The following is a 26,398-nucleotide window of genomic DNA, read 5'->3' as shown; positions in this document are numbered from 1 at the left end:
CTCGTTCGACATGATCTGCAGGCCCGGACGGGCCAGCTCGGCGCGCATCAGCAGCGCCATCACGCCGCCGATCAGGAAGAACGCGAACGACGTCGCCAGATAGAGCGTGCCGATCGTCTTGTGATCGGTGGTGGTGAGCCACCGCACCGCCCTGATGCCCCTGATGTCTCTGATCCTCTTCACGCCCCGCCTGTGTCCACGCCCCGCCCACCGGTCACACTCGGACGACGCGATGAGCATCACGGAAGAAGGGTGTGACGATCCGGGCGGTGCCGGACACGAACCGAACATGAGCAACGACGAGATCTTCGCCGCTGCCTATCGCGAGCACTACTGGGCGGTCAGCCGCTATGTCGCGCGGCGACTGCCCGGGCGGGCCGACGAGGTGGAGGAAGTGGTGGCGGAGGTGTTCACGGTCGCCTGGCGACGGCGGCGCGACCTCCCGGACGCGCCGCTGCCCTGGTTGTACGGGGTGGCCCGCAACTGCCTGGCGAACGCGATACGCGGCTACGGCCGCAGGCGACGGCTGCTGCACCGACTGGGCAACGACGAGGCCGCGCACGGCCGGCACGTCGTGGACAGCCCCGATGCGGAGGGCCCCGGCGCCTGGGTGCACGAGGCGCTGGCCCGGCTGTCCCCGGCGGACCAGGAGGTGCTGCGCCTCACGGCCTGGGAGGAACTCGGCACCGACGAGATCGCGGTCGTCCTGGGCTGCGGCACACGGGCGGCAGCCATGCGTCTGCACCGGGCCCGGAACCGCCTCCGTGTCCAGATCGATCGGATACGCCCCGCATCGGCGGCCGACCCGCCACCGGCCGCGACGCCGCTGCCGGCCGACGGACGACCCGACACCGTGCATGCTGTGACCACCGCCCGCGCGACGCCCGCGCAGGAGCACGGTCACGGCCCGCGCCCGCCACGCGCTGCGAGCGTCCACGGCGCGAACCTCAGCAAGGACCACCGACATGCCTGACGACCTCGAACTCCTGCGTCGCGCCAACCCGGTACGGGCCGACGGCCCCCACTTCGGCGACGGACCGCTCGACCACCGCGCCCAGCGGCATCTCGACCGGCTGCTGGGCGAGGAACGCCCATCGCGCCGCGCAAGGCTGCTTGCGCCGCTGCCCGGTCGTACCCCACGCGCCCGGCTGGCCTGGGGCCTCGCCGCCACCGCCGTCGTCCTCGTGACCGCCCTCACCGCTCTGCTCGGCGGGGCGAGCACTCCCGCGGCCGTCGCCGCGCCGCGCCCGCTGGCCGTCCAGGTCCACTCCACGCCCGTACCCCTGAAGGACATGACGGCGCTGGCCGACGCGGCCGCGGCGGACGGCTCGCCGAGCCTGCGCAAGGGGACGCATGTGCAGGTGTGGGCCCTCGGCATGAGCGACGACGAGCCGCCCGTCACCCTCCCCGAGGAACGTGTGGTGCGCTGGCGGGCGGACGCCAGTCACACCGAACTCGTCGTGGCGACCGACCCGCGCACACCCGGCCGCCCCGTCCTCACCGACGAGGGCGACGAGCCACGCCTCGTGACGGACGGTCATGTGCTGAGCCGGACCACCTACCCGCCGAGCTGGAGCGACGCCCCGCCCGAGGCGCCCCCGCCGCACACCGCGGCGGCCCTGCGCGCCTATCTCACCGAGATCGCCCGCCCCGGGATCAACCGCGGCACGGCCCCGCTGAGCACCGGCGAACTCTTCGACGCCGTCGGGGAACTGCTCGACAACTGGACCCTCGGTGCCCGCGAGTCGGCGGCTCTCGTCCGGGTGTTCGCGCAGGCCCACGGGCTGCGGCCGGCCGGGCAGGTGACCGACCGGCTCGGCCGCCCCGGCCAGGCCTATGTGTACGACGCCGGCACCGTCCGGCGCATGCTGATCCTGGAACCGCGCACCGGCGCTGTCCTCGGCATGGAGGCCACCTTCGTCAAGGACGACCCCGAGTACGGCGTGAAGGCCGGAGATGTCATGGGATACAGCGCCTGGATGCGCTGACCTCAGCGCTCACCTTCTGCGCCGACCTCATGCACCGAGCTGCCGGGCGGCGGCCTCGACGGTCTGCTCCAGCAGGGTGGCGATCGTCATGGGGCCGACACCGCCCGGCACCGGCGTGATCAGCGAGGCCCGCTCCACCGCGGAGTCGAAGTCGACGTCGCCGACGTTCCCCGGGTTGTAACCGGCGTCGATCACCACCGCGCCCGGCTTGATGTCCTGACCGCGGATCAGCCGCGGCCGGCCCACCGCGGCGACCACGATGTCCGCCTCCCGGACCGCCGCCGACAGGTCCGTCGTCCGCGAGTGGCAGTACGTCACGGTCGCGTCCCGGGCCAGGAGCAGCATGCCCACCGGCTTGCCGAGGATCGCGCTGCGGCCCACGACCACGGCCCGCTTCCCGGCGGGATCGACGCCGTACTCGTCCAGCAGCCGCAGGATGCCGCCGGGCGTGCAGGAGACGAAGCCCGGCAGGCCGAAGCTCATCGTGGCGAACGAGGCGAAGGTGACGCCGTCGACGTCCTTCTCCGGAGCGATCGCCTCGAACGCGGCCCGCTCGTCGATGTGCTTGCCGGCCGGGTGCTGGAGCAGGATGCCGTGCACGGTCGGGTCGGCCGACAACTCCCGCAGCGCGCCGACGAGTTCGCCGGTGGTCGTGGTGGCGGGCAGGGCCACGTGCCGGGACTCGATACCGGCCTTGCGGCAGCGGTTCTGCTTCATGCGGACGTAGGTCACGGACGCCGGGTCCTCGCCGACGAGCACGGTCGCGAGACAGGGCGCGGTGCCGGTCCGGGCGGTGAGGCCGGCGGCCTTCTTCGCGGTGTCCTCGACGATACGGCGGGCGAGGGCGGTGCCGTCCATGAGACGGGCCTGGGTCATGCTGCACACTCCTGAGCTGGATCGACTCTCTCGCCCAGGCGCGCGGCATCCACCACGGACCGCTCCCCGGTGGTACTCCACCTCAGCGCCAGTCACGGCCCGGGTACAGCGTAACCGAGCACCCGCATGCCCTTCGGCCCGCCCGGAAGCCGGCAGCTTTCGCGGATGCGCCCCGGGCATCCGCCCGAGGGCCGTGCGGGCAGAGAAGGTCCAGGTCAGCCCGGAGGTGACCTGGACCGTGGAGAATCTCCTTCCGGCGTCTGTCATGCCGGTGTGCGCGGCTACTCGTCCCAGGCCTACTCGTCCCAGGCCTGGATGAGCAACTGACTGGCTATCTTGCCGTCACGCAAGGTGACCATCGACTCGGCGAGGACCCGGGTGCCGTCCCCGTACTGGCAGGACTCGGTGAAGGCGGCGTGGTCGCCCTGCACCACGCACTGGTCCAGCTTGTGTGTCATGTCGCGGCTGTAGATGTCGTCCAGCAACTCGGCGATCTGACCCCGGCCGCGCAGCACGGTGGGGTGGCTGGGCTGGTGGTTGTGGTCGACGATGCGGATCTCCGCGTCGTCGGCGTAGAGCGACAGAAGGGTGTTCCCGGTGTTCCCTTCTATGCCCCGGCGCAGTGCCTCGGTGTCGAAGGCGGAACCTGTCGCGGTGCCCATGGTGACCTCCTTCGGGCGCCCGCGGCCCGGCGGGGCGCGGACCACGCGGACCCCCACCCTTCGAGGTTCCTCCGGCCCGGCGGCCACGGCAAGCGCAGCCGTACGCCTTCGCCTGGCAACGGCCCTTGCGGGCCCGTACGCTCGGCCCCGCCCCCGTCACGGCTCTTGCGGGCCGGTGCTCGGCCCCGACCGCAGCAGTGCCCAGTCCCGGGACAGCGCGAAGGCCGCGGTCGTGCCGCCCGGGAGACAGTCCGTGAGGCAGTCCGGGAGCAGGCGGGTGAGCTGGTCCGCGGGGCCCAGTTCCCACCAGGTGCGGACCCCGCCGCGGTGCAGCAGGCCGACGGCCTCCGCGAAACGCAGCGGAGCGCGCCGCACCCAGAACTCCGGATCGGCGGTTTCGGCGCCCACCGGCCGGGCCGTGACGTCGCAGACCAGGGGGAGGCGCGGCGCCCGCGGGTGGAGCGTGGCGAGGGTACGGCCGTAGGCGGCGAGGATGCCGTCCGGCCCGGCGGAGCGCGGCCCCCGCGCCGGCGGGCCGCCCAGCAGGCGGGCCAGGGTACCGACCGCGTGACAGGCCTCCGCCAGGGAGAACACACCCGCGGCGTACGCGGCGGCCATCCGCCCGGACGCGTGCCCGAACACCACGTCAGGACGGACGCCCCAACTGCGCAGCAGCCGGTACTGCGCCGCCTGGAGTGCGAAGAGGGCCGGCCCGGCGAACGACTCGCGGTCCAGCAGTGCGGCCGTGCGCGTACCGTCGGCCGCGCGCATCACGCAGTGCAGCGGGAGTTCGAGATACGGATCGAGGCGTGCGCAGATCTCGTCGAGCGCGTCGGCGAACGCCGGGAAGGCGTCCCGGAGTTCACACGCCGTACCGGGCCGCGGTGCGGCGCCGGCCGAGAACAGGAATGCGGTACGTCCGGTGCGGCCGTCGACAGGCATGCCCCCATTGAGGCACGGCCGGGTCGGGTGCACACACCAGGCAAACTCCCGCAGCCTGCAAAAAGATTGCCATCATAGAATGACGTTATTCGGTCAAATTCTTACTGAATTTGAACCCTTCCCGCAGGGTGAGGGCCCGCCGCTTCGCCCGGCCGCTTCGCCCGGCGGCCGGAAAGATCCACGGTCATCGCCGTGGAACGTCCCGCCGTCGATCCCTCGCGCGTAGGGTCGGCAGGGAAGGCAACCGAGGAAAGGGCCAGAGAATGGCGCAGGAAGTACGCGGCGTGATCGCACCGGGCAAGGACGAGCCCGTACGGGTCGAGACGATCGTGGTGCCGGATCCGGGACCCGGCGAGGCCGTGGTGCGCGTGCAGGCCTGCGGAGTCTGTCATACCGACCTGCACTACAAGCAGGGCGGCATCTCGGACGACTTCCCCTTCCTGCTCGGCCACGAGGCCGCCGGTGTCGTGGAGTCGGTCGGCGACGGCGTGGCCGATGTGGCACCCGGTGACTTCGTCATCCTCAACTGGCGTGCCGTGTGCGGGAATTGCCGGGCGTGTCTGCGCGGCCGGCCCTGGTACTGCTTCAACACCCACAACGCCCGGCAGAGGATGACCCTCGCGGCCACCGGGCAGGAGCTCTCCCCGGCCCTCGGTATCGGCGCGTTCGCCGAGAAGACCCTCGTCGCCGCCGGCCAGTGCACCAAGGTCGACCCGGCCGTCTCCCCGGCGGTCGCCGGCCTGCTGGGCTGCGGCGTCATGGCCGGGATCGGTGCCGCGATCAACACCGGCGGCGTCGGCCGCGGCGACAGTGTCGCGGTCATCGGGTGCGGCGGGGTCGGCGACGCGGCCATCGCCGGGTCGAACCTCGCCGGCGCGGCGAAGATCATCGCCGTCGACATCGACGACCGCAAGCTGGAAAAGGCCCGCACCCTGGGCGCCACGCACACCGTCAACTCCAAGGAGACCGACCCGGTCGCGGCGATCCGCGAGCTGACCGGCGGCTTCGGCGCCGACGTCGTCATCGAGGCCGTCGGCCGCCCGGAGACGTACCAGCAGGCCTTCTACGCCCGCGACCTCGCCGGCACGGTCGTCCTCGTCGGCGTCCCCACGCCCGAGATGAAGCTCGAACTTCCCCTGCTGGACGTGTTCGGACGCGGCGGCGCCCTGAAGTCCAGCTGGTACGGCGACTGCCTGCCCTCCCGGGACTTCCCCATGCTGATCGACCTGCACCTGCAGGGCCGGCTGCCGCTCGACGCGTTCGTCACCGAGACCATCCAACTGGACGAGGTGGAGAAGGCGTTCGAGCGGATGCACCACGGTGATGTGCTGCGTTCGGTGGTGGTGCTCTGATGACCGTGCGCATCGAACGCCTCGTCACCTCCGGGCAGTTCACCCTCGACGGCGGCACCTGGGACGTCGAGAACAACGTGTGGATCGTCGGCGACGAACGGGAGGTGATCGTCATCGACGCCGCCCATGACGCCGAGGCCATCGCCCGCGCCGTCGACGACCGGCGCCTGATCGCCATCGTGTGCACGCACGCCCACAACGACCACGTCAACGCCGCCCCGGCACTCGCCGACCTCACCGGCGCCACCATCTGGCTGCACCCCGACGACCTGCCACTGTGGAAGCAGACCCACCCCGACCGCGACCCCGACCGGCATCTCCTGGACGGCCAGGTCATCGAGGCGGCCGGCGCCGACCTGACCGTGCTGCACACCCCCGGCCACGCCCCCGGCGCGGTCTGCCTGTACGACCCCGGGCTCGGCACCGTCTTCACCGGTGACACCCTCTTCCAGGGCGGCCCGGGCGCCACCGGACGCTCCTACTCCCACTTCCCGACGATCATCGACTCGATCCGCGACCGGCTCCTCACCCTCCCTCCGGAGACCAAGGTCCTGACCGGCCACGGCGACGCCACCACCATCGGCGCCGAGGCACCCCACCTGGAGGAATGGATCCGGCGCGGACACTGAGAACCCGCCGGCAACCCCGACAGAGGATGTCCGGCTCTCCCGCGCCGGCGAACGGCGACAGCAGCCGAAGCACACGGGAGGCCGGACACGCCAGGACCGCTCAAGACCAAGGTGGCGCCGGGCTCGGGAGCGCCCCGGTGGACCGCACCGACCGCGAACAAGGGGCCGCCTGGACGTCTTCGTCAGGAAACTGCGCGCGCAAGCACGACGCACCCGCACCCCGCAACGGTCAGGGACACGGCGCTCATCCACCCCCACCCATTCCCTTCCGCAGCCGCCCCAGCAGCTCTCGCGCCGCCGGCAGCATGGGGCCCTCCGAGCGCCACGCCAGGGCCACCCGACCGCGGGCGCGGGGGTCGGCCAAGGGCAGGGTGATGAGGCCCGGCCGGGGGTCGAGACCCGGCAGGACGGCGACCCCGAGGCCGCGAGCCGCCAGCCGGCGCAGCGCGTCCGGGGTCGCCGCCTCCACCGCGATCTGCGGCTGGAAGCCCGCCTCGGCGCACAGCCGCTCCAGTACCCCGCGCATCCCCGTTCCGCGCGGCAGACTGATCAGCCGGTGCCCGCGCAGAGCCGCCGGCGGAACGGCATCGGCGCCGTCGTACTCGACGAACAGGGGGTGTCCGGGCACGGCCGCCGCGACCAGCGGTTCGTCGATCACCACGTGCAGCCCGATGCCCGCCGGCGGCGCCGTACCGGCCACACCGATCACGGCCAGGTCCAGCTCGCCCCGGCGCAGCGCGGCCAGCATCCGCTCCGAGGTGTCCTCGGTGAGGGTGACCTCCACCCCAGGGTGTGCTTCATGGAAGCCCGCCAGCTGCCCGGCCACGTCGAAGGCGTGCGCGAGGGTGCCGGGGACGAGACCGACGGCGACCCGGCCGCGCAGCAGTCCCGTGTACTCCTGCACCGTCTGCCGTACCCCCTCGACGGCCGCGAGTGCGGCCCGCGCGTACGGCAGGACCGCCTCACCCACCTCCGTCGGCCGGACCGAGCGGCCCGAGCGGTCCAGCAAAGGCTGCCCCAACTCCCGCTCCAACTGCCGTATTTGCGCGCTCAACCCCGGCTGGGCCAGATGCAACCGCTCGGCGGCCCGCGTGAACCCGGCCTCCTCCACCACGGTCACGAAGTACCGCAGCTGCCTCAACTCCATACCCGCAACTCCATAACCGATCATGCTAGATGCGAGACACAGCATGTCTTGGACTTCCGGCTCCTCCGCCAACGCCCTGGAGCCATGGGGAAAGCAGCACGCACCGCGGCGGACGCCGCCACCACGGCCGCCGCCATCGCCGCCGAACGACGAGAACTGGCCGATCTCTTCGAGACGTTGACGCCCGGCCAGTGGGACGCACCCAGCCTGTGCGCGGGCTGGCGGGTACGCGAGGTCGTCGCACACATGTCGATGGGGTTCCGCCACCCGACCGCGCGGGTGCTGTGGGAACTGGTGCAGGCGCGCGGCAGCCTGCACCGTACGACCGACCGGCTCGCCCGCCGTGATGCGACCGCCCACTCCGACGCGGAACTCGCCGCCTTCCTGCGTACCCACGCCCACCACCCCTGGACGCCCCCCATCGGCGGCCTCACCGCGGCCCTCGGCCATGACGTCGTCCACGGCCTGGACGTCACCGTCGCCCTCGGGCTGGAGCGCGACATCCCCGCGGACCGGCTGCGGATCCTCCTCGACGCGATCGACCCGCGCGCCTTCCGTGTCTTCGGCACCGACCTCACCGGCGTACGGCTGTGCGCGGACGACCTCGACTGGTCCTTCGGCTCGGGCGTGCCCCTGTACGGCCGCGGCCAGGACCTCCTGCTGGTCGCCTACGGCCGCAGGCTCCCCGCCGGGCGGCTGCACGGTGACGAAGTTCACCGATTCGTCACAGCCTGACCGGAAACGCAACCCCCACGCCCCCTCGCAGGTCTAGTAGTCCGACATTGCGGGAATCGCGCAGGGAGGCACCCGGGGCAGGCCCTGGGCGACAAGGGGAGAAGAAGAATGCACATGGGGGACGTACGCAGACGAGGTGTCGTCGCGCTCGGCGTCACGGCACTGGTGGCACCGCTCACACTGGCCCTCACCGCGGCACCGGCCCAGGCCGCGAGCTGCACCTCGCAGACGGGGCCGTACCAGAGGCAGGTGGAGAAGTTCCTCGGCCGGCCGGTCGACGGCAAGCAGTCCGCCGCCGACTGCACGGCCATCCAGGCCTTCCAGAACAAGCACGGCATCACACCCGCCGTCGGCTACGCCGGACCGGTCACCTGGGGCGTGATGGACCTCATGAACAAGCAGAAGGCCGTCGGGAACAACCCCAACAAGGACGGCGCGTGCCCGGTGAACAAGGGCCGGATCGCCTGCGTGAACCTCACGCTCCAGCTCAGCTGGATCCAGGACGGCAAGAAGCTCGTCTACGGTCCCGTCCCCGTGCGCACCGGCCGCAAGGGCTACACCACCCGCACCGGCCTGAAGAAGATCTACTGGCGGGACATCGATCACGTCTCGAACCTCTACAACGTGCCGATGCCCTACAGCCAGTTCTTCGACGGCGGCCAGGCCTTCCACTCGGTCAACCTGAGCATGTGGAACCCGCCGGGCTCGCACGGCTGCGTCAACATGACCACCAAGAACGCGAAGGCGTACTGGTCGCTGCTGAGGACGGGCGACGACGTCTTCGTCTACGGCCGCAAGCCGGGCACCTGAGCAGTCGGGGCCGGCACATTGACGTGATGAGCAACACGGTCCGGAATGTCCGTATCGGGTGCGCTTGCTCACAGCGTCTTCACGCCGGTCGGCATATGCTTCACAGCATGTCCACCACTGTTGAAGCCGCCCCCGAGCGATCGGCCGCGGAGGTCAACGAGGAGATCAGGGCCCTGTGGCGCCGGTCGGGCGGGACACTGACCACCGAGCAGCGCGCGCAGTACCAGCGCCTCGTGATGGAGTGGGCCGCCGCGACCCCGCGGTCGCAGCGGGCGGCCTGACCGACCTCGCGCGGACCGCACCGAAATCCGTACCAGGGCACCCGTGAGCGCACGGGTGCCCTTCGCACACCACCTCCAGGGCTTCCTCAGCCCCAGGTCGCCGAGTAGTACCGCTGATACGCCTTGCGGTCCTGCTCCGCCCGGATGTAGCGGGTCGCCACCAGCGCGATCAGGCTGCCCGCGATCACCAGCAGCCCGGGGCCGACGTTCCGGGTGTCCGTCAGCCGGGCCAGGAAGGTCTGCCCCGCTGTGCCCGTCACCGGTGCCGAGGAGCCGGGCGAGGCCGCGCTCGGTGCGACCGCACCCTGCGCGGCCGAGGCGGACGGCGCGGGGGAGGCGGAGCCCTGCCCCGCGGCACCGGCGTTCTGCGCGGACACGATCAGCTTGACGTTCAGCGCCGTCATCGCCTTGGTCACCGGCTGGAAGAACGTCGTCCCGCCCGTCGTGCAGTCACCGCTGCCGCCCGAGGTGACACCGAGCGCGATCCCGTCGGAGAACAGCGGACCGCCGCTGTCGCCGGGTTCGGCGCACACATTGGTCTCGATGAGTCCGGTGACCGTCCCCTCGGGATAGTTGACGGTCGCGTTCAACGCGGTGACCGTCCCGTCGTGCAGACCGCTGGTGCTGCCGCTGCGGAAGACCCGCTGCCCCACCGCCGCATCGGCGACACCCGTGATCCGCACCCCGTTGCCGCCGCCGATCGCGACGACATCGGCGCCGTCACCGGCCTTCCCGGAGGCGTACTGCACCAGCGAGAAGTCAGTGCCGGGAAAGGCGCTGTTCACCGTACGGCCCAGCTGCTGGTTGCCCTGGTTGTCGGCGAACCATGTCGATCCCGCGGGACCGCAGTGACCGGCGGTGAGAATGAAGTCGCTCTGCCCGTTGGTCACGTTGAACCCCGCCGAGCAGCGGCCACCGGTCGACAGGATCGGCTGGGCACCGTTCAGCCGCGTGGTGAAGGTGCCCTTCATGCGCTCCATCCGCACAAAGCCGCCGATCCCCGCGGCGACGTGGCTCATCCGGGACCAGTCCCCGGCGGACACCGTGCTGTCCGCGCGCACCACGACCCGGTTGGTGCGGTAGTCCACCGCCCACGCGGTGCCCGCCACGCGCGGCGCCGCACGCAACGCGGCCGTGGCCGACCTGAGTTCGTCCATGCTGTGCGACACGACCTTCGCCGCTGCTCCCGCGCGCCGTACCTCCCGCGCCGCCGCCTCGTCGGTCACCGCCACGACCGGCCGCCCGTCGGCGCCGATCCAGTTGCCCGCCGTCCGTGCCGTGCCCAGCCGCGCCACCAGCGTGGCGCCGGGGTCCGCGCGGTCGGCGGCCGAGGCGAGCGGTCTGGCGGCGGCCGGAGGCGTCTCGCTCGCCATGGCCGCCTGGGCGACCATCGCGCCCCCCAGGAGGAGTCCGCCGACCGCCGCCAGGCGTGTCACCCGCCTGACGATCCGTCGTCGTGCGTGCCGCATGCAGGGCTCCCGAAGCCGAACCGTACGCGCGCTGCCGAGGGCCGGCGGCGCGAGGCCCTCGGGTCGTCGAGGGCCCGCACCTCCATACGCGGCCCGCGGCTGCCGCGTTCACCGCCGACCGGGATCTGTGCTGCCCGGGTTCAGTTCTTGCGGGCCACCCCGCCGAACATCGCGACCTCCTCCGGCTCGGCCCCGTGGTCGTGCTCGGGGCGCCAGCGCGAGCAGGACACGACACCCGGCTCCAGCAGTTCGAGACCGTCGAAGAACCGGGCCACGTCCTCGGGGGTGCGCTGGGTCAGCTTCGGTGTGCCGTGCTCGTTCCAGAACCTCACCGCCTCGTCCACGTCCGGCATCGACGGGTGGGTGACGGTGTGCGACAGCACCAGGTGACTGCCCGCCGGCAGCCGGTCCGTCAACTGCCGTACCAGACCGTACGGATCCTCTTCGTCGCCGATGAAGATGACCACGCCGAGCAGCATCAGCGCCACCGGCTCGCTGAAGTCCAGTGTCTTCGCCGCGTGTTCGAGGATCGCGTCGACGTTGCGCAGATCCTCGTCCAGATAGTCCGTACGGCCCTCCTGCGTGCTCGTCAGCAGGGCACGCGCATGCGCGAGGACCAGCGGGTCGTTGTCGACGTACACGATCCGCGACTCGGGCGCGATGCGCTGGGCGACCTCGTGCGTGTTGTCGGCGGTGGGCAGCCCGGTGCCGATGTCCAGGAACTGCCGGATGCCGGCCTCACCGACCAGGTGGCGTACGGCCCGGCCGAGGAACAGCCGGTCGGCGCGCGCGTACTCGCCGATGCCCGGGTGCAGTTGGCGGATCTGGTCGCCGGCCGCGCGGTCGACCTCGTAGTTGTCCTTGCCGCCGAGCCAGTAGTTCCAGATCCGGGCGGTGTGCGGCTGGCCGGTGTTGATACGGGCGCGCAGCGACACGGCCACGTCGTCGGTGGCTGCCGGGTTGTCGGTCACGTGGGTCAGCTCCTGGATACGGATGAGATGCCTGACGAGGGTTGCACCGTGCAAGACGCAATCTAGACGCGCGAGTTGATCTCCGCCGCGCGTCCCCGGATTTCCGGCCGTGCCCGCTGCCCCCGCAGCCCCTATCGTGAGCCTCATGACGAGCATCCCGCACGGCACTCCCGGCGAAGGCGACCCGCTGCGCGCCCTCGGCCTGGAGCAGCTGCGCCGTCGTACGAGCATGAAATGGCGCACCTACCCCGAGGACGTGCTGCCGCTGTGGGTGGCCGAGATGGACGTACCGCTCGCCGGGCCCGTGGTCCGCGCCGTGACCGACGCGCTCGCACTCGGCGACACCGGGTACCCGGCGGGCACCGCCTACGCCGAGGCGCTGGCCGCGTTCGCCGCCGCACGCTGGAACTGGGACGGGATCGCCGTCGAGCGCACCGCGATCGTGCCGGACGTGATGCTCGGCGTGGTCGAGATGATCAAACTGGTCACCGGGCCCGGCGATCCCGTGATCGTCAACCCGCCGGTGTATCCGCCGTTCTTCCAGTTCGTCACCCACATGGACCGCCGGGTGGTCGAAGCCCCGCTCGACGCGGATCGGCGCCTCGACCCGGCCGCGCTGGAGGAGGCGTTCCGGCAGGCGACCGCCGGTGCCGGCCACGCCGCTTCCCGGCGCGCCGCCTACCTGCTGTGCAGCCCGCACAACCCCACCGGCACCGTCCACACCGCCGCCGAACTGACGGCCGTCGCGGCCCTGGCCGAGCGGTACGGCGTCCGGGTCGTCGCGGACGAGATCCACGCCCCGCTCGTCACCCCCGGCGTCCCCTTCGTGCCGTACCTGAGCGTCCCCGGAGCCGAGAGCGGACTGTCCCTGATGTCGGCCTCCAAGGGCTGGAACCTGGCCGGTCTCAAGGCCGCCGTCGCCCTCGCCGGACCGAAGGCCGCCGCCGACCTCGACCGGCTCCCCGAGGAGGTCGGCCACGGTCCCAGCCACATCGGCGTCATCGCCCACACCGCCGCCCTGCGCGAGGGCACCGGCTGGCTGGACGCCCTGCTGGCCGGGCTGCAGGCCAACCGGACCCTGCTCGCGGCCCTGCTCACCGAGCACCTGCCCGCGATCCGCCCGCAGCCCGCCGAGGCCACCTGTCTGGCCTGGCTCGACTGCCGCGCCCTCGGCCTCGGTGACGACCCCGCACAGGTCTTCCTCGACCGCGGCAGGGTCGCCCTCAGCTCGGGCCTGCCCTTCGGCACCGGCGGCGCGGGGCACGTACGGCTGAACCTGGCGACCTCTCCCGAGATCCTCACCGAGGGCGTACGGCGCATGGCGGCGGGCCTCACGTGAACGTGCGGTCACGGAAGCCTGACGGTGCAGTCATGGCGGCCTGACCGGGCGGTCACGGAGGCGGCCTGGCCTCCTAGACTGCCCGGCATGGACGACACGCGGCTGGACCGGCTCGGCTCCGGCAAGTACCTGCTGGTGACCAGCTACCGCAAGAACGGCACTCCGGTCGCCACCCCGGTCTGGGTGGTCCGCGACGGTGACACCCTCGGGGTCTGGACCGCCGCTGACAGCTTCAAGGTCAAGCGGATACGGCGCCGCCCCGACGTCCTCGTCGGCCCCTGTGACCTGCGCGGCAACCCCACCGGCGAGCAGCTGCCGGCCACCGCGGAGATCACGGACGCCGCCACCACCGCCCGCTACCGGGACCTCGTCGCCCGCAAGTACGGCATCGTCGGCCGCCTCACCCTGCTCGGCAGCAGGCTGCGGCGCGGCACGGACGGCACGGTCGGCATCCGGGTGACCCTCGCCGAGTGAGGGCCACCCCGAACCGGCCCGCTACGACGCGTCCAGCACCGATCCGGACAGCACCAGCCCATCGGGGCGCGGCTCACCGGTCTGCATGTCGATCTGCTGGAACCGCACCGATTCCGTCTGCTCCCTCACCCGGTCCTTCACCGTCGGCACGGTGATGTCCGCGCTCGTCCGCCCCGCCGGGATGTCGACCCACAGGGTGAGACCGGCGACCTTCGAAAGAGGCCGCTCCGGGTCGGGCTTCGCCCCGGCGGTGTCCCGCAGCCAGCGCGCCGGGACGTCCTTCGTGGACAGCTCCGGCGCGGTGGCCGGCACCACCGCGAACATCGCGCTCATGTCCACGTCGACCGCCTTCGACAGGGACAGCCGCCACTTCAGCGAGTGCCCCTCCGTGACCCGGCCGTCGACCGGCGTGACGGTCATCGCCGGAGCCGGATCGTCGTCGTGGACGGTGATCCCGCCCCGGTAGGAGCCGACGACCGCCCCGCGGACCGCCTTGACCAGGACGTCGTACGTCACGTCCGTGCCGTACCGGGTGTTGCCCTTCACCTGGACCGGTACGTCGATGTCATGGCCGCCGGGGTGCACCGTCACCAGCCGGTCCTTGGCCTTCCCGGTGGCCGGGTCGACGACGTACACCCGGACCTGCCCGCTGCCGTGGCCCGACACGCGCACCGGAACGCGGTAGGTGCGCACGCCCGAGTCACCCTCGTCCACCGTGCGGCGGCCGATGTCCACGCGGGGCAGCCGGGCCGCCTGTGCCGCGGGCGTTCCCGGCCGCCAGCCCCATGCGTCCATCAGCCAGGCCTGCCCGGACGCCGAACGCGCCGTCAGCTCCAGGGACTTGACCGAACCGAGCGACAGCCCGGCGCGGGTGGCCGCCGTCAGCGGCACCCGGAACTCGCGCGCCCAGTAGGACGTGGTCCGCTCGCTGCCGGGCAGCCCGTCGGCACTGATGCGGCCCAGCCCGGCCGTACGGCCGGAGGTGTCGGTGAGGGACACGTCCATCCGGGTGCCCCGGGAGTTCGGCGGCACGAACAGCCGCAGCGCCAGCGCCTTGGCGCCGGACAGTGACACGGGCTGCTGCAGGCTGATGCGGGCCGGGGCACCGGCGCGTGTCCAGCGCAGCGCGATCGCGTGCCGGCCGGTCTCCCGGCCGGTCTCCCACCGCGCGAAGTGCGGCGACGCGCCCTTCGCGCCCTGCCCCAGACAGGCCTTGGCCGGGCTGGGATCCACCGCGTCGCACAGCCGGGCGCCGGTCACCGCCACCCCGCCGTCGGGAAGGAACCCGGCACCACGGCGCGCGCCCACCGCGTGGCTGAGCACCCGCGCCGGATCCGCCGACGGGGCGCGCTTCCCGGAGCCGTCCAGCAGCGGCCGCACCCGGTCGTCGCCGGCGAGGAACAGCCGTGCGGCGGCCGCGATGTACGTCGAACCGGCCCGGTGCTGCTGGTCGGCGGTGAGCCGGGTCGCCGCGTGCTTGCCGCAGACCCGGTCCGGGTGGTCCGGGTCGTCGGAGAAGTCGTCCTCGGCGGGGGCCGCGGCCTGGCCCGGCGTCCACTCGGAGTTGAAGAAGTTGTGGTCGGCGCCGATGACGTACACGGCACTGTGCAGCGCCCTGCCGTTGCCGACCGCGCGGGTGCCGTCGACGTAGATCTCGCCCTGCAGGTCGGAGACGTCACCGTCGCAGCCGGGCAGGATCGTCACGGACGGCACGTCGGGCACCGGGTTCTGGCCGAAGACGGTGGGGCCGACGAGGACCGTGCCACGGATGGTCCAGCGGACCGGGCCGGGAGCGCCGTCCTGGTCGGCGGGCGGCGGATAGAGGCTGTCCAGGGCTGCCCGGTCGACACCCTCGCCGCCCCGGGAATGCCCGACGAGCAGCACGCGCGACAGATCGGCGCGGGGCGACCGGCGTACGACGGACGGCGCGGTCTCGGGGTGTGCGGCCCAGTCCGCCCACCGGGCCAGGTGCAGCCGCACCAGCGAGGAGCGGGCCTGCGCGCCGCCGTCCTCGGCCGCGGAGTCCTGGCCGTTGATCCCGTTGGCGGAGACCGAGACGGTCACATAGCCCTGGGAGGCGAGGAGTTTCTGGTCGCGCAGATAGCCGCGGTGACTCGGCACGGGCTTCATGCCGGCCCTGCACGGCCAGTCGCCGGTGATGTCCTGGCCCTTGTAGCAGGTGAAGTGGCGGCCGTGCAGGAACAGCGCGAGCGGACGTCTGCCGGACGCGCCGACCGGGGCGACGACCACCCCCCGCATCTCCACCGGCGCCGGAAGGCCCGGCAGTTTCACCGAGTTCAGGCTGTACTCGCCGGTCCGGGTCCGGTACGGACCGGGCTTGCCGGGATCGACCTCGTTCGCGGGCAGCGGGGCCGGTGGCCGGGGCGTGGACGAGGCCCCGGGTCTGTCCGGCGCGCCGGTGGTGGTCCGCGCGTCCAGCCGGCGCCCACCGGACCACACCTGCAGTCCCGCCAGCTCCCGCCGCGCCGTGGCCCGGTGTCCGTCCAGCGGCAGCCGGAAGGTGCGCCCGTCCGCACCGGGCCGAGGCACTCCCAACAGCCGGCCGTCCGACCGGAATTCGACCCTGGCGTCACCCATCGGCACCGGCCGGTCCGACCGCCACACCAGCTGGGGCGCCGACCGGCCGCCGTCGACCCGCCACCCCGGTGGCAGCGTCCCGTCCCCAGAGGAGGTCGACCCGCTTGTCTGTGACGGTGGTTGAGCCTGGGCCACTGCCGCCCCTGGGGATGCCCCCGCCACCGCGAGCAACGCGGCAGCGGTCACCCATATGCGCCGGGCACGGACCACTGTTCCTCCTTCAGCCCCCGAATTCGGGCTCCCATCCGTCCCGGGAGCCCCTCGCTTCCGGAGGACGGAAGGGGGAGTTTGCGGGTTGCCTGTGAAGGAGACGTGGTCGATCGGATCGGGCCACTACGGCAATGGGGGTGGATCCGGCGAGTCGGCCGGGATCCGCGCCTCGGCCACCGGACGCGCCGGGGCGCTCCCCTCGCCGTCAGGTCCAGGCGCTCCGGTAGGCCTCGTCCAGCAGCTGGAAGACCGGCTCGCCGCGCACCGGATCCTGGGCGGTGGACAGCCGGACCCGGTCTCCGCTGTGGATGCCGACCGGCGGACCCATGACCCGGCCCCGTACGACGAACCCCTCGGCCATCTCGATCAGCGAGACATTGCGTGCCGCGGGCGTGTTGCGGTGCACCACGGTGGAGTGCCGGACCGTGCCGACGCCCTCGCTGCGCTCCGTGCGCAGCTCGCTGCCCTGGCACACCGGACACAGCAGCCGGTGGTACATCGCGGTGCCGCACCACGTGCACCGCTGGAAGACGATGGCGTCCTTGGAGTCCGCGGAGACGGGATCGAGAACTCCCGCCGCGGAGCCGGATGCCGGATGCGAGGCGTTTGCTGAGTGGTGGTACACGCTGGTCAACTCCCTGCGCTCGGCCGGAATCCCGCGTGTCCGGCGCGCACCGGGCACACGCGTGCGCGGCAGCCGTGCCACCGTGCACGCCGACAGAGTATGGCACTCAGTGTCACTCGTAAAGGCACTCCGTACCCCTATTTCATGGACGTGTGCCCTCAGCCGCGGCCCAGAGCCGCCTCCAGCTCCTGCACCACCCGCCACAGCGGGGCGTCGCGGCGGGAGACCAGCACCACCACGTCGTCGGGACGGCCCTCCGGCTCGCCGCCCGGCACCGGGCCGGTCGGGGCGGGCCGTGCGGCGGGCTCGGGGGCGTGCCCGAAGACCTTCTGCACATGTCCCAGCGCATGGTCCACCGCCGCGCCCGGGTCGCCGAGGCCGTCCGAACGCAGCCAGGAGCGCAGGGCGTTGTTGTGCGCGGCGACGACCGCAGCCGCGACCACGTCGGCCCGCAGCATCCCGTCGGGCCGTCCGGCGAACCGCCCGCGCAGGTACTCGGCGAGTGCGCGCTCGTAGCGCCACACGACCGACAGCTCGTAGGCGCGCAGGCCCGGCACCTGCTTGGTGAGGCGGTAGCGCTGCACGGAGAACGTGGGGTTCTCCGCGTACATCCCCAGTACCAGGCGGGCCGCGTCGCACACCCGCCGCACCGGTTCGTGCTCCTCGCCGCCCGCGGCGAGGAAGGCGGTCATGTCGGCCAGGCAGCGCTCGTGGTCGGGGAAGACCACGTCCTCCTTGGAGGGGAAGTAGCGGAAGAACGAGCGCCGGCCGACCCCGGCGAGAGCCACGATGTCGTCCACGGTGGTCTGCTCGTACCCGCGTTCCAGGAAGAGCTGGAAGGCCGCCGCGACGAGGGCCTCCCGCATCGGCGGCTTCGCGGCCGGCGCCGCGCTGCTGGAGCTCATGAAGGGGAACGTAGCACCCGGAAGGGCATCATGACACTCAGTGCAGTTCGAGTGACCTTGCGGGGGAACTGAGTGCTATGAGAGCGCCCATCGGGTGGGTGACGGGCCGGGTGACAGCGCAGCGGACCCCGCGCGGCACCGCGGACCGCACCGCGACGTAACCTTTCTCCACCGTGCCGCGACCGGCCCGTGCCGGCAGGCATCCGCCTCCGGGCGCCGGGCGACCGGCCGGCCCGACACCGGCGCACCGCCCGAGGAGATGCCCCATGCCCGCCGCCCGCCCCCGCCTGCTCTACGTCACCGACCTGGCGTACGAGGCCCGCGGGCGCCGCTACTGCGACGAGGACATCTTCCTCACCTCACGGCTCCGCGCCCGGTTCGACCTCGCCCTGTGCCATCCGCAGGACGCCGCGGCGCTGATGGACGGCTTCGACGCCGTGATCGTCCGCAACAGCGGGCCCGTCCTCGCCCACCGGAGCGCGTACGACGCCTTCCGTGCGCGCGCGCTCAGCACCGGCACGCGCGTGTACAACCCGCTCACCGGCAAGGCCGACATGGCCGGCAAGCAGTACCTGCTCGACCTGAGCGCCGCCGGTTTCCCCGTCATCCCGACGGTCGGCCGCGCCGAGCACCTGCATCTGCTGCCGGCCGCCGAGCGGTACGTGGTCAAGCCGATGCTCGGCGCGGACTCCCTCGGCCTGCGGACCGTCCCCGCCGGTCAGGTCGCCGCGCTCGCCACCGGCCAGATACTGATCCAGCCCTGCGTCGACTTCGTCCACGAAGTGTCCTTCTACTTCGTGGACGACGACTTCCGGTACGCCCTGTACGCCCCGGACCCGGAGCGCCGCTGGGAGCTCGAACCGTATGCGGCCACCGCCGCCGACCTGGAGTTCGCCCGCCGTTTCATCGACTGGAACGACCTCGGCACGGGCATCCAGCGCGTCGACGCCTGCCGCACCCGCGACGGCGGCCTCCTGCTGGTCGAACTGGAGGACCTGAACCCCTACTTGTCCCTCGACGCCCTGCCGGAGGAAGCCAGGGACGCCTTCGTCACCGTGTTCACCGCGTCCCTGGACCGGTTCGTACAGGGAGCGCTCAGCCCAGCCTGACCGCGACCCGCTGGGTGGCCCCGGCCGTGCCCGTCAGGTCCCCGAAGGCCAGTGTCAGCGTGGCGCCGGTGGCCGCCGAGGCGAGCGTGGCCGGCGCGGACGTCACCGCGGCGACCGCCCGCCGCCAGGTCAGGGTGAGGCTCGTGCGCATGCGCATCGGATCGCTCACGGCGATCACGGCGGTGCCGTCCTGCCTCTCGCTGATCATCACACAGCACGGATCGCTCGCGGTGAGCGTTCCGACCGATCCGCCGGCCCAGAAGTTCACCCCGGTGAAGCCCAGCGAGGGGACGGTCACCCCTTGCCGGCTGTTCGTGTTGGCCGGCACGCCCAGCCAGTTCGCGTCCGCGGCGCGGGCCCGGGTACGGGCCGCGGTGGCACCCGGCAGCAGGAGGTAGGCGTACGACGCGTTCGCCGGGTCGGTGCCGTGATCGACGTACATCGTCAGGTACGTGCGGTTCAGGACAGTGCTGGAGCCGCCCTTGTTGAGCGCGGCCCAGCTGCCGTCGCGGGCGTCGCGCAGCGCGCGCACCGTCGCCCCGCCCGGGAAGACATAGCCGCCGTGCCCGCCGATGTGCGCCCACTTCGCCCCGGTCAGTGTGGCCGACCAGGGGGAGGAGGCGGGCTGGACCGTGCCGTCCACCGTGAACGGCGCGCCGCCGGCCGGGCCGAGGTTGCGGTTCTCGACCGTCGTCTCCACGGCCGTGCCGTCCGCGCATGTGATGCCCGCGCCCAGACACACGACCGCGTCGTCCAGGAAGAACCACGATTTCTTCGCCACGAGCGTCGACTGCAGGCCCTTGAGGTGCTGCCCGACGGCGGCCCACTGCCCGTCCGTGGCCCCTCCCACCCAGTTCACGTCCGGTTTCGCGGCACCCCAGTCACCGCCCGCCGCGTCGGCCAGCACCTTGCGCGAGACGGTCGTCCCGGGCAGCCGGTACGGGTCGACCGTGGGCCAGAAGGCGTCGCTGTACTGGCCGTTGGCGAAGGTGTCGCCCCACCAGTAGAGCATCCCGGCACCGGTGTGCCAGCCGCGCAGGTTCTCGCCGTTGCCGGTCTCGTAGTAGGTGATCCGCCTGTCGGCCATGCTCAGCGCGGCCGCCCAGCCGGGCCTGCGGTGTGTCGCCCGTGCCATGGACGGAAACAGCCGGTGCCCGGTCGGCTCGGCCACCGCCGTCACCGTCCCGTCGTCCTGCACTCCCTTGAGCCGTGCCAGATGCGGCAGGCTCAGCACCGGGTCGGCGAGCGGCGGGCTGTAGTGGTCGCGCTGCATCCAGCCCTTCACCAGAGCCCGCCAGCGGGCGTTCTCGGCCGCGCTCGCGCCCTGCCCGAGCAGCACGATCGCCCCGAGGACAGGGTGGCCGCGCACGTGATCGTCCTGCTGGATCCGCTGCGGGTCCGCCGCCGCGAGCCCACGGCTGATCGCCCGGCCCGCGACAGCGTCCATGACCAGGCCGTTGTAGAGGAACGGCGCCCAGGCGTGCTCCACCGCGTCGAACACGATCTGCCGGTTCGGGTCCGTCACCGCCCAGCTGGAGCCCGCCAGCAGCGCGAACAGCAGCCCGAGCCCGCCGAGCATGACCGAGCCGTACGAGCCGGTGTACGGCACCGTCGTGTGCTGGATGAACGAGCCGTCGGCGTACAGCCCGTCGCCGGAGGTGACGTACGGGAAGACGGGGGAAAGGGCATCGCGGGCCAGCGCCACCTTCGCCGCGCTCGCCCCCACGATCCCGCGCAGGGCCAGCACCCGGCACAGATCGACCCGGTTCGCGCCCGTGCTGGTGCCGCTGTAGCTGCCCACCGCCGAGTCGGGCACGAAGTGGTCCACCGCGGCGAGACAGCCGGCGAGCTGCGCGGCCGACAGGGCGTTGTGCATCAGCACGCACACGTCCAGCAGCGCCTGCGGGGCGCCGATCTGCCAGCTGTACCAGTTGCCGTACCAGGTCCGGTTCGTGTTGTAGACGTCGTCGTGCAGATGGTCCAGGCCCGTGAGGATCGCGTCCCGCAGGTCCGTGTCGCCGGTCAGCCCGGTCCCGGGCTGGCCGTAGGCCTGGGCGAGCGTGCTCAGCCGGGCGTAACTGGTGTGCATGTTGCCCGAGCGGCCGACCGACTCCTGGTCGGTGTCCGGACCCGGGTCGGCATAGACCAGGTCGGGCCACAGGGAGCCGGCGGTGGGAGCCATCGTGGCCCGGTGCCGGCTCGCCGTCCTCCCCAGGCCGGCGAGCCGGCTCTTGAACGGTTCGGCCGCGGCGCTGAACCCCTCGCCGAGGATCAGGGCGCGCCACCTCGCGCGGAGTGTCGCGAACTCGTCCGACGCCGCAGGCGCGCGGGTGCCGAGGCCCAGGGCGAGCGTGGTTCCCGAACAGACGGTCAGAAAGCCGCGGCGTGACCAAGGAGTCGTCATGTCGGCGCTTTCTAGCATGCGCTTTCTCAAGGGCTCGACCGTTCGTGCGGAGTTGAGTGTTCCGATCGCTCGATGGGGTGACCGGAGGCCGTTCGGCGGAGTGGGCCGCGCGCTTGAACGGGGGTGTCGTCCGGACCGTATCTGAGCACGGGTAGCTCGGGAGTCCCGTCCGTACGGGACGGAAGGAGAGCCAGGTGCCGACACCGCTCGAACCTGAACGGCCGCATCCCGGACGGATCCTGGAACCCGTCCGGGTGGTGCGGCTCCGCAGTTTCGACGCCCTCGCGGAGCTCATGCGCGAGATGGAGACCGGCCCGGCGCGAGCGGCGCCCACCGACGAGGCCAGGACACAGGAGCTGCCGCCCGTAGTGCCGGCGCCCGTCCCTCCCGGTGCCGCAGGCCCGAGCCGCGGTCTGCGTCTGCCGGTCGTCGCCGGGGCCCTGGCAGCCGCCGCACTCCTCGGCTTCGGCTGTGCCCTGTTGCTCCCCGTGCGGCACGAGGCCGCCGCGAGCGCGCATCCGCCCCAGCCGGCGGCCACGGCATCACCGCCCGCCACCCCGCCGGCACCGACACCCACCCCCACCCCGCCCCCCGCAGCCACCGCCACCACCGATCCCGACGGCCCCGGCACCCTCCGCCAGGGCGACACCGGCCCCGAGGTCACCGACCTGCAGCGACGCCTGCTGCGCGTCCCGGACGTCTATCGCGACGGCTCGGCCGGCGGCACCTACGACGCGACCCTCACCGCGGCCGTGGCCCGGTTCCAGCTCTGGTACGGCATCAGCGGCGACGAGACCGGCGTCTACGGCGACGACACGCGCCGCGCGCTTGAGTCGCGGACCGGCCCCGGCGACGATGCGTGAGCGGCACGCGGAACACCGGGCAGCGCGGGCCGCACCCGGCCCTCGCCACGTGAGCCGAGGCCGGACCGGAGCGGCGGACGGGAGCGCAGGCCATGGCGGACGTGGACGGCACGAGAGGCGAGGGGGCGGACCTGGGCGGTGTGGCGGACCCGGGCGGCCGAACGGATGCGGGTGGCGTGGCGGACCCGGGTGGAGGGGTGGACCTGGGCGGCTGGACGGGCCCGGGTGGCGGGGCGGACCCGGGCGGCCGGACCGACGCGGGCGGCGTGGCGGACCCGGGTGGAGGGGCGGACCTGGGCGGCTGGACCGACGCGGGCGGTGGAACGGATGCGGGTGGCGTGGCGAACCTGGGTGGCGGGGCGGATGCGGGTGGCCCGGCGGACCCGGGTGGAGGGGCGGACTCGGGCGGCGGAACGGATCCGGGTGGCCGGACGGATGCGGGTGGTGGGGCGGACCTGGGTGGCGGCGTGGATGCGGGTGGCCCGGCGGACCCGGGTGGCGGGGCGGACCCGGGCGGCCGGACCGACGCGGGTGGCGGGACGGATCCGGGTGGAGGGGCGAGCGGCGGGTCGGGGGGCAGCCGGGCGCGCATGGCCGGACGGGCCGACACGGCCGGCATGGACGGATTCTTCGGCAGGCTGAACCCCGACATGTGCGTGGTCACGGCCGTGGCCGACGGTGAGCGGGCCGGGTGTCTGGTCGGCTTCGCCTCGCAGTGCTCCATCCGGCCGCCCCGGTTCGCCGTCTGGCTGTCCAAGGCCAACCACACCTACCGGGTCGCCCGGGCCGCGCAGCACCTCGCCGTCCACCTGATCACCCGCGACCAGCGGGACCTGGCGGAACTCTTCGGCGGCGAGACCGGCGACGAGATCGACAAGTTCGCGCGCGTGGACTGGGCCGAGGGGTACGGCGGCGCGGTGGTCCTCCGCCAGGCGGCGGCCTGGTTCACGGGCACCATCCTGCACCGCACCGACGGCGGCGACCACGTCGGCTTCGTCCTGGACCCGGTGGAGTGGGGCGAGGGGAGGGACGGCCCGCTGCTGCGGCTGTCCGACGCGGCCGGCATCGACGCCGGTCACCCCGTGGACTGACCGGATTCGAACGTCGCGCAACGCTTCGGGAAAGATGCCGGCGGGAGCGGCGGCCCGGCCTCATCCTGGTCAGCCCGCGGCCGACGGTCGCGCGCTCCGCCGTACCACGACCGAAGGCCAGCCCGATGACCGGCTCCCGCATCCCGGGCCTGCTCGTGCCCGCCGTCTTTCTGCTGGCGCTGGTCGTCGGCCTGTGCTGGTACTGGCGCCACCGTGACGACGACTGACGGACGACGGGCACCGGCTCGCCACCCGGACCCGACACTGTTCCGCCGCCCCGCGCGCCGACGCCGCCCCGCGCCCCAGAGCCCTGACACGGGCTCCGCCCACCCGGAAACACTCACACGGGCCCGGCACCCCGGACCGCCACCGCGTCCTACGCGTCCGTCTCCGTGTCCGGCGCCTCCGCGCCGTCCGTCACGCCCTCCAACGGCATTCTGATGTCCAGCACGCACACGTCGTCCCGCCGCTCGTCCGCGAGCATGGTGGCGAGCAGGGCCTCCAGGGAGCCCGACTCGCCACAGCCTTGGGCGCGCACCGCCTCGGCCAGCCGTTCCAGGCCGTTGTCGAGGCCCTCGCCGGGGCGTTCGACCAGGCCGTCGGTGTACAGCAGCAGCCGGTCCCCGGGCTCCAGGTGGAGTTCCGCCGACTCGTACGCGGGGGCCGCGGTCGCGCCGAGCAGCATGCCGCCGGGCCGGTCGAGGCAGTGCACCTCGCCGTGGCGCACGAGCAGCGGCGGCAGATGACCGGCCTGCGCCCAGGCGAGGACGTGCCGGCGGGGGTTGTACCGAGCGAGCACCAGGGTGGCGGTGGTCTGGGTGTCGCGGGAGTGCAGCAGCAGGTAGTTGAGCCGTGTCAGCGCGCCCGTCAGCGAGGAGCCGGTGGTGACCATGCCCTTCGCGGTGAATCTGAGCTGGGCCATCGTGGCCACGGCGCCGATGCCGTGACCTGCTACGTCACCGATCACGAACAACGCGTCGTCGTCGGGCAGTTCGATGGCGCTGAACCAGTCGCCGCCGACGTGGATACCGGACTGCGCGGGCAGGTACGCCACCTCGACGCGCAGCCCCGCCAGCCGCACCGGCTTGCTCGGCAGGGGCAGCAGGGCGTGCTGCAGCCGGGCGGCCAGGGCCCGTTCGGCCTGCAGAATCCCGCGCTGCAGCAGCATCGCCCGCTCGCTCTCCACCAGCGCCAGTTCCGCGCTGCGCTGCGGGGTGAGGTCCTGGACGAAGCCGTGCACCTCGACCGTGGTGCCGTCCGGCGCAGTGACGGCCTCCGTGACCAGCCGCAGGTGCCGGACACCCCCGGGTGTGTCGATGCGGAACGGCACATCGAACGGCCGGGCGTGGCGGACCAGTTCGGCGATCGCGTGGGTGAGCGGGCCCGTGTCCTCCGGCAGGGCCAGGTCCGGCAATTGTTCGAGACCGAGCGGCGGCTGCTCGGGGTCCCGGCCGAGGACGGCGTACGTCTGGTCGGACCAGGAGATCTCCTCGGTGATCAGGTTCCAGTTGGCCCAGCCGAGGTTGCCGAGCCGCTGCACGTCGAACAGGCGCTGCTCCTGCCGCTCCGGGGAGTCGTGCCGCAGCCAGGTGACCAGCAGGCCCTCACCCAGCGGCGCGGCCCGCACCGAGTAGGTGGCGGTCACGGGCACCTCGCCGACCACGTCCTGGTACACGAACGGCTCGCTCTCGAACGGCACTCCCGTCTGCAGGGCCTCCAGATAGCCGTGCCACAGCGGCTCTCCCGCGACGGACGGGTAGCTCTCCAGGACGTGTCTGCCGAGCATCTGCCGGCCGGTCCGGCCGAACACGTCGACCGCCTCCGGGGTGGCGGCCTCGATCCGGTAGTCCTCCACCTCTCCGGTTGCGGCGCGCAGCGGCGTCAGCAGGATCGCCGCGCCCGGCAGCGCGTCGAACACCGCCTGCACGGTCTGGGTGACACCGTCACCCACGCGCTCCTGGGAGGAGTCGAAGGCGCGCAGCCGGCCCGCGCACAGCCGGGCCACGGCCCGCAGCAGCTCGCGTTCCCGCGGCACGAACGGCCCGCCTCGCCGGCGCAGCACACCGAGGGCGACACCTGCGCTGTCCCCGACCGGCACGGGCAGCCAGGCCCGGCTGGGCCAGCGCTCCGGTGACTCCCCGAGCAGCAGGAGCCGGTCGCCCGCCGCGACGAGGTCCTCCAGCCACTGCGGCTCGCCGGACCGCAGGGCGTCGAGCGGGACCACACCGGTCACCGGGGGCACGTATCGCCACTGCGTGGCGAGGGTCGCGTCGATGCCCGCATGGCCGATCAGTTCGAGGCCGCCCTCGGGAAGCCGCTCGTACAGCATCACGGCGTCGGCGTCCGTCTCGGGCGCGACGTGGTCCAGCAGGCACTGGGCCAGCTCGTGCGGTGTGCCGACGCGGACCAGGTCCCGGCCGATGTGTCCGAGTATCTTCGCCAGCTCCACCGTGCCGGTGGGCGCGACCTGCCAGGTGCCGGCGGCCGGCCGCGGGGCGAGCGGCTGCTCCTTCGGAGGCGGCAGGGCGCCCAGGGTGAGCCAGCACTGTTCGAGGAGCGTGCGGTTGCCGTCCGCGGCCCGCTGCAGCAGATCCTCGTGCGCGGCTTGCGCAGTACACCCGGTGACGGCCATCAGCACGCCCTTGGCCCGCTCCAGGACCGCCGAGGTGGCGGCCAGGTCCCGAAGCCGTTCCAGCTCCGCGCGCTGCCGCGCCACGATCTTGGCCAGCGCCGCCGGATCGGCGCCGGTGGGGTGCACGGGCTCGCTCGTCACGCGACGAGCATGGCACATTCGGACGCCTTCGATCACTCGTCTGCCGGGTCCGGATTCCGATGGGCTTGACACGGGCTGCGCAGCATCGGGTCGTACGGGGACTGCCGCGGACGCCGGGCGGCACCCGGAGGCCGCTCGCACGAAA

Annotated in this window: 23 protein-coding genes, 1 pseudogene and 1 riboswitch; of the genes and pseudogenes, 12 read left to right on the top strand and 12 right to left on the bottom strand. The window is 72.8% G+C overall.

Annotated elements, in window-relative coordinates:
* Positions 1–240, bottom strand: a pseudogene (locus tag ACIGXP_RS19565) (hypothetical protein); the annotation flags it as partial.
* A gap of 49 nt (positions 241–289) precedes the next feature.
* Between ACIGXP_RS19565 and ACIGXP_RS19560 the strand changes: the two are divergent.
* Both ACIGXP_RS19560 and ACIGXP_RS19555 read left to right on the top strand, forming a co-directional pair.
* The gene (locus tag ACIGXP_RS19560) at positions 290–973 is read left to right on the top strand and encodes a sigma-70 family RNA polymerase sigma factor (RefSeq protein ID WP_363219831.1); all 684 of its coding nucleotides are present in this window, start codon (positions 290–292) and stop codon (positions 971–973) included.
* Complete coding sequence (locus ACIGXP_RS19555; RefSeq protein WP_399769838.1) at positions 966–1,988, top strand: CU044_5270 family protein; 1,023 nt, start codon at positions 966–968, stop codon at positions 1,986–1,988. Before ACIGXP_RS19560 ends, ACIGXP_RS19555 begins: the two co-directional genes overlap by 8 nt.
* 27 nt (positions 1,989–2,015) lie before the next feature.
* On the opposite strand, the gene ACIGXP_RS19550 is transcribed toward ACIGXP_RS19555, so the two are convergent.
* The 3 genes from ACIGXP_RS19550 to ACIGXP_RS19540 form a co-directional block, all read right to left on the bottom strand.
* Positions 2,016–2,864 (bottom strand): bifunctional 5,10-methylenetetrahydrofolate dehydrogenase/5,10-methenyltetrahydrofolate cyclohydrolase, encoded by an 849-nt coding sequence (locus ACIGXP_RS19550; RefSeq protein ID WP_399769835.1) that lies wholly within the window; start codon positions 2,862–2,864, stop codon positions 2,016–2,018.
* A gap of 25 nt (positions 2,865–2,889) precedes the next feature.
* A riboswitch (ZMP/ZTP riboswitch) is annotated at positions 2,890–2,970 on the bottom strand.
* A gap of 190 nt (positions 2,971–3,160) precedes the next feature.
* Complete coding sequence (locus ACIGXP_RS19545) at positions 3,161–3,526, bottom strand: nuclear transport factor 2 family protein (protein WP_399769833.1); 366 nt, start codon at positions 3,524–3,526, stop codon at positions 3,161–3,163.
* A 156-nt stretch (positions 3,527–3,682) separates the two neighbouring features.
* A complete protein-coding gene (locus ACIGXP_RS19540; protein ID WP_399769830.1) occupies positions 3,683–4,468 on the bottom strand; it encodes an acyltransferase domain-containing protein in 786 nt (261 codons plus the stop codon).
* Between the two features lie 263 nt (positions 4,469–4,731).
* On the opposite strand from ACIGXP_RS19540, the gene ACIGXP_RS19535 reads away from it, so the two are divergent.
* Both ACIGXP_RS19535 and ACIGXP_RS19530 read left to right on the top strand, forming a co-directional pair.
* Positions 4,732–5,820, top strand: a complete 1,089-nt coding sequence (locus tag ACIGXP_RS19535; protein ID WP_399769828.1) for an S-(hydroxymethyl)mycothiol dehydrogenase — start codon at positions 4,732–4,734, stop codon at positions 5,818–5,820.
* Positions 5,820–6,449: an MBL fold metallo-hydrolase gene (locus tag ACIGXP_RS19530; RefSeq protein ID WP_363219825.1), complete on the top strand. Its 630-nt coding sequence runs from the start codon at positions 5,820–5,822 to the stop codon at positions 6,447–6,449. Before ACIGXP_RS19535 ends, ACIGXP_RS19530 begins: the two co-directional genes overlap by 1 nt.
* 244 nt (positions 6,450–6,693) lie before the next feature.
* On the opposite strand, the gene ACIGXP_RS19525 is transcribed toward ACIGXP_RS19530, so the two are convergent.
* A complete protein-coding gene (locus ACIGXP_RS19525) occupies positions 6,694–7,596 on the bottom strand; it encodes a LysR family transcriptional regulator (protein ID WP_399769825.1) in 903 nt (300 codons plus the stop codon).
* Positions 7,597–7,680: 84 nt separating this feature from the next.
* Between ACIGXP_RS19525 and ACIGXP_RS19520 the strand changes: the two genes are divergently transcribed.
* The 3 genes from ACIGXP_RS19520 to ACIGXP_RS19510 all read left to right on the top strand — a co-directional run bounded on the left by ACIGXP_RS19520 (position 7,681) and on the right by ACIGXP_RS19510 (position 9,422).
* Complete coding sequence (locus tag ACIGXP_RS19520) at positions 7,681–8,331, top strand: maleylpyruvate isomerase family mycothiol-dependent enzyme (RefSeq protein WP_399769822.1); 651 nt, start codon at positions 7,681–7,683, stop codon at positions 8,329–8,331.
* Between the two features lie 114 nt (positions 8,332–8,445).
* Positions 8,446–9,141 (top strand): L,D-transpeptidase, encoded by a 696-nt coding sequence (locus ACIGXP_RS19515; protein ID WP_363219822.1) that lies wholly within the window; start codon positions 8,446–8,448, stop codon positions 9,139–9,141.
* 95 nt (positions 9,142–9,236) lie between these two features.
* Positions 9,237–9,422 (top strand): hypothetical protein, encoded by a 186-nt coding sequence (locus tag ACIGXP_RS19510; RefSeq protein WP_363219821.1) that lies wholly within the window; start codon positions 9,237–9,239, stop codon positions 9,420–9,422.
* A gap of 86 nt (positions 9,423–9,508) precedes the next feature.
* Here the strand turns inward: ACIGXP_RS19510 and ACIGXP_RS19505 are convergent, their stop codons facing one another.
* Both ACIGXP_RS19505 and ACIGXP_RS19500 read right to left on the bottom strand, forming a co-directional pair.
* Positions 9,509–10,891, bottom strand: coding sequence for a S1 family peptidase (locus ACIGXP_RS19505; RefSeq protein ID WP_399769818.1), 1,383 nt, complete (start codon positions 10,889–10,891; stop codon positions 9,509–9,511).
* Between the two features lie 140 nt (positions 10,892–11,031).
* Entirely contained in the window at positions 11,032–11,862 is an 831-nt protein-coding gene (locus ACIGXP_RS19500) for an SAM-dependent methyltransferase (protein ID WP_399769816.1), read from the bottom strand.
* Positions 11,863–12,007: 145 nt separating this feature from the next.
* Between ACIGXP_RS19500 and ACIGXP_RS19495 the strand changes: the two genes are divergently transcribed.
* Positions 12,008–13,201: a MalY/PatB family protein gene (locus ACIGXP_RS19495; protein ID WP_399769813.1), complete on the top strand. Its 1,194-nt coding sequence runs from the start codon at positions 12,008–12,010 to the stop codon at positions 13,199–13,201.
* A gap of 87 nt (positions 13,202–13,288) precedes the next feature.
* On the top strand, positions 13,289–13,675 hold the full coding sequence (locus ACIGXP_RS19490) for a PPOX class F420-dependent oxidoreductase (RefSeq protein ID WP_399769810.1): 387 nt from the start codon (positions 13,289–13,291) through the stop codon (positions 13,673–13,675).
* 21 nt (positions 13,676–13,696) lie between these two features.
* Here ACIGXP_RS19490 and ACIGXP_RS19485 read toward each other — a convergent pair whose 3' ends face one another.
* The 3 genes from ACIGXP_RS19485 to ACIGXP_RS19475 all read right to left on the bottom strand — a co-directional run bounded on the left by ACIGXP_RS19485 (position 13,697) and on the right by ACIGXP_RS19475 (position 18,013).
* Entirely contained in the window at positions 13,697–16,483 is a 2,787-nt protein-coding gene (locus ACIGXP_RS19485) for a hypothetical protein (protein WP_399769808.1), read from the bottom strand.
* A gap of 205 nt (positions 16,484–16,688) precedes the next feature.
* A complete protein-coding gene (locus ACIGXP_RS19480; protein ID WP_363220253.1) occupies positions 16,689–17,108 on the bottom strand; it encodes a zinc ribbon domain-containing protein in 420 nt (139 codons plus the stop codon).
* Positions 17,109–17,266: 158 nt separating this feature from the next.
* Complete coding sequence (locus ACIGXP_RS19475) at positions 17,267–18,013, bottom strand: TetR family transcriptional regulator (protein WP_399769806.1); 747 nt, start codon at positions 18,011–18,013, stop codon at positions 17,267–17,269.
* Positions 18,014–18,279: 266 nt separating this feature from the next.
* Between ACIGXP_RS19475 and ACIGXP_RS19470 the strand changes: the two genes are divergently transcribed.
* Entirely contained in the window at positions 18,280–19,122 is an 843-nt protein-coding gene (locus tag ACIGXP_RS19470; protein WP_399769804.1) for a hypothetical protein, read from the top strand.
* On the opposite strand, the gene ACIGXP_RS19465 is transcribed toward ACIGXP_RS19470, so the two are convergent.
* The gene (locus ACIGXP_RS19465) at positions 19,109–21,526 is read right to left on the bottom strand and encodes a polysaccharide lyase 8 family protein (protein ID WP_399769802.1); all 2,418 of its coding nucleotides are present in this window, start codon (positions 21,524–21,526) and stop codon (positions 19,109–19,111) included. The genes ACIGXP_RS19470 and ACIGXP_RS19465 overlap by 14 nt on opposite strands.
* A 194-nt stretch (positions 21,527–21,720) precedes the next feature.
* Here ACIGXP_RS19465 and ACIGXP_RS19460 point away from each other — a divergent pair, with 194 nt between their 5' ends.
* Complete coding sequence (locus ACIGXP_RS19460; protein WP_399769799.1) at positions 21,721–22,389, top strand: peptidoglycan-binding protein; 669 nt, start codon at positions 21,721–21,723, stop codon at positions 22,387–22,389.
* 590 nt (positions 22,390–22,979) lie between these two features.
* Positions 22,980–23,480 (top strand): flavin reductase family protein, encoded by a 501-nt coding sequence (locus ACIGXP_RS19455; protein WP_363220582.1) that lies wholly within the window; start codon positions 22,980–22,982, stop codon positions 23,478–23,480.
* A gap of 376 nt (positions 23,481–23,856) precedes the next feature.
* Here ACIGXP_RS19455 and ACIGXP_RS19450 read toward each other — a convergent pair whose 3' ends face one another.
* On the bottom strand, positions 23,857–26,271 hold the full coding sequence (locus ACIGXP_RS19450) for a SpoIIE family protein phosphatase (protein ID WP_399769795.1): 2,415 nt from the start codon (positions 26,269–26,271) through the stop codon (positions 23,857–23,859).
* Positions 26,272–26,398 lie beyond the last annotated feature (127 nt).

Origin of the sequence: Streptomyces sp. NPDC053069 (assembly GCF_044546895.1) — a bacterium.
In the GTDB taxonomy this organism is placed as follows: Bacteria; Actinomycetota; Actinomycetes; order Streptomycetales; family Streptomycetaceae; genus Streptomyces.
This window is presented reverse-complemented; position numbering and strand designations above follow the sequence as displayed.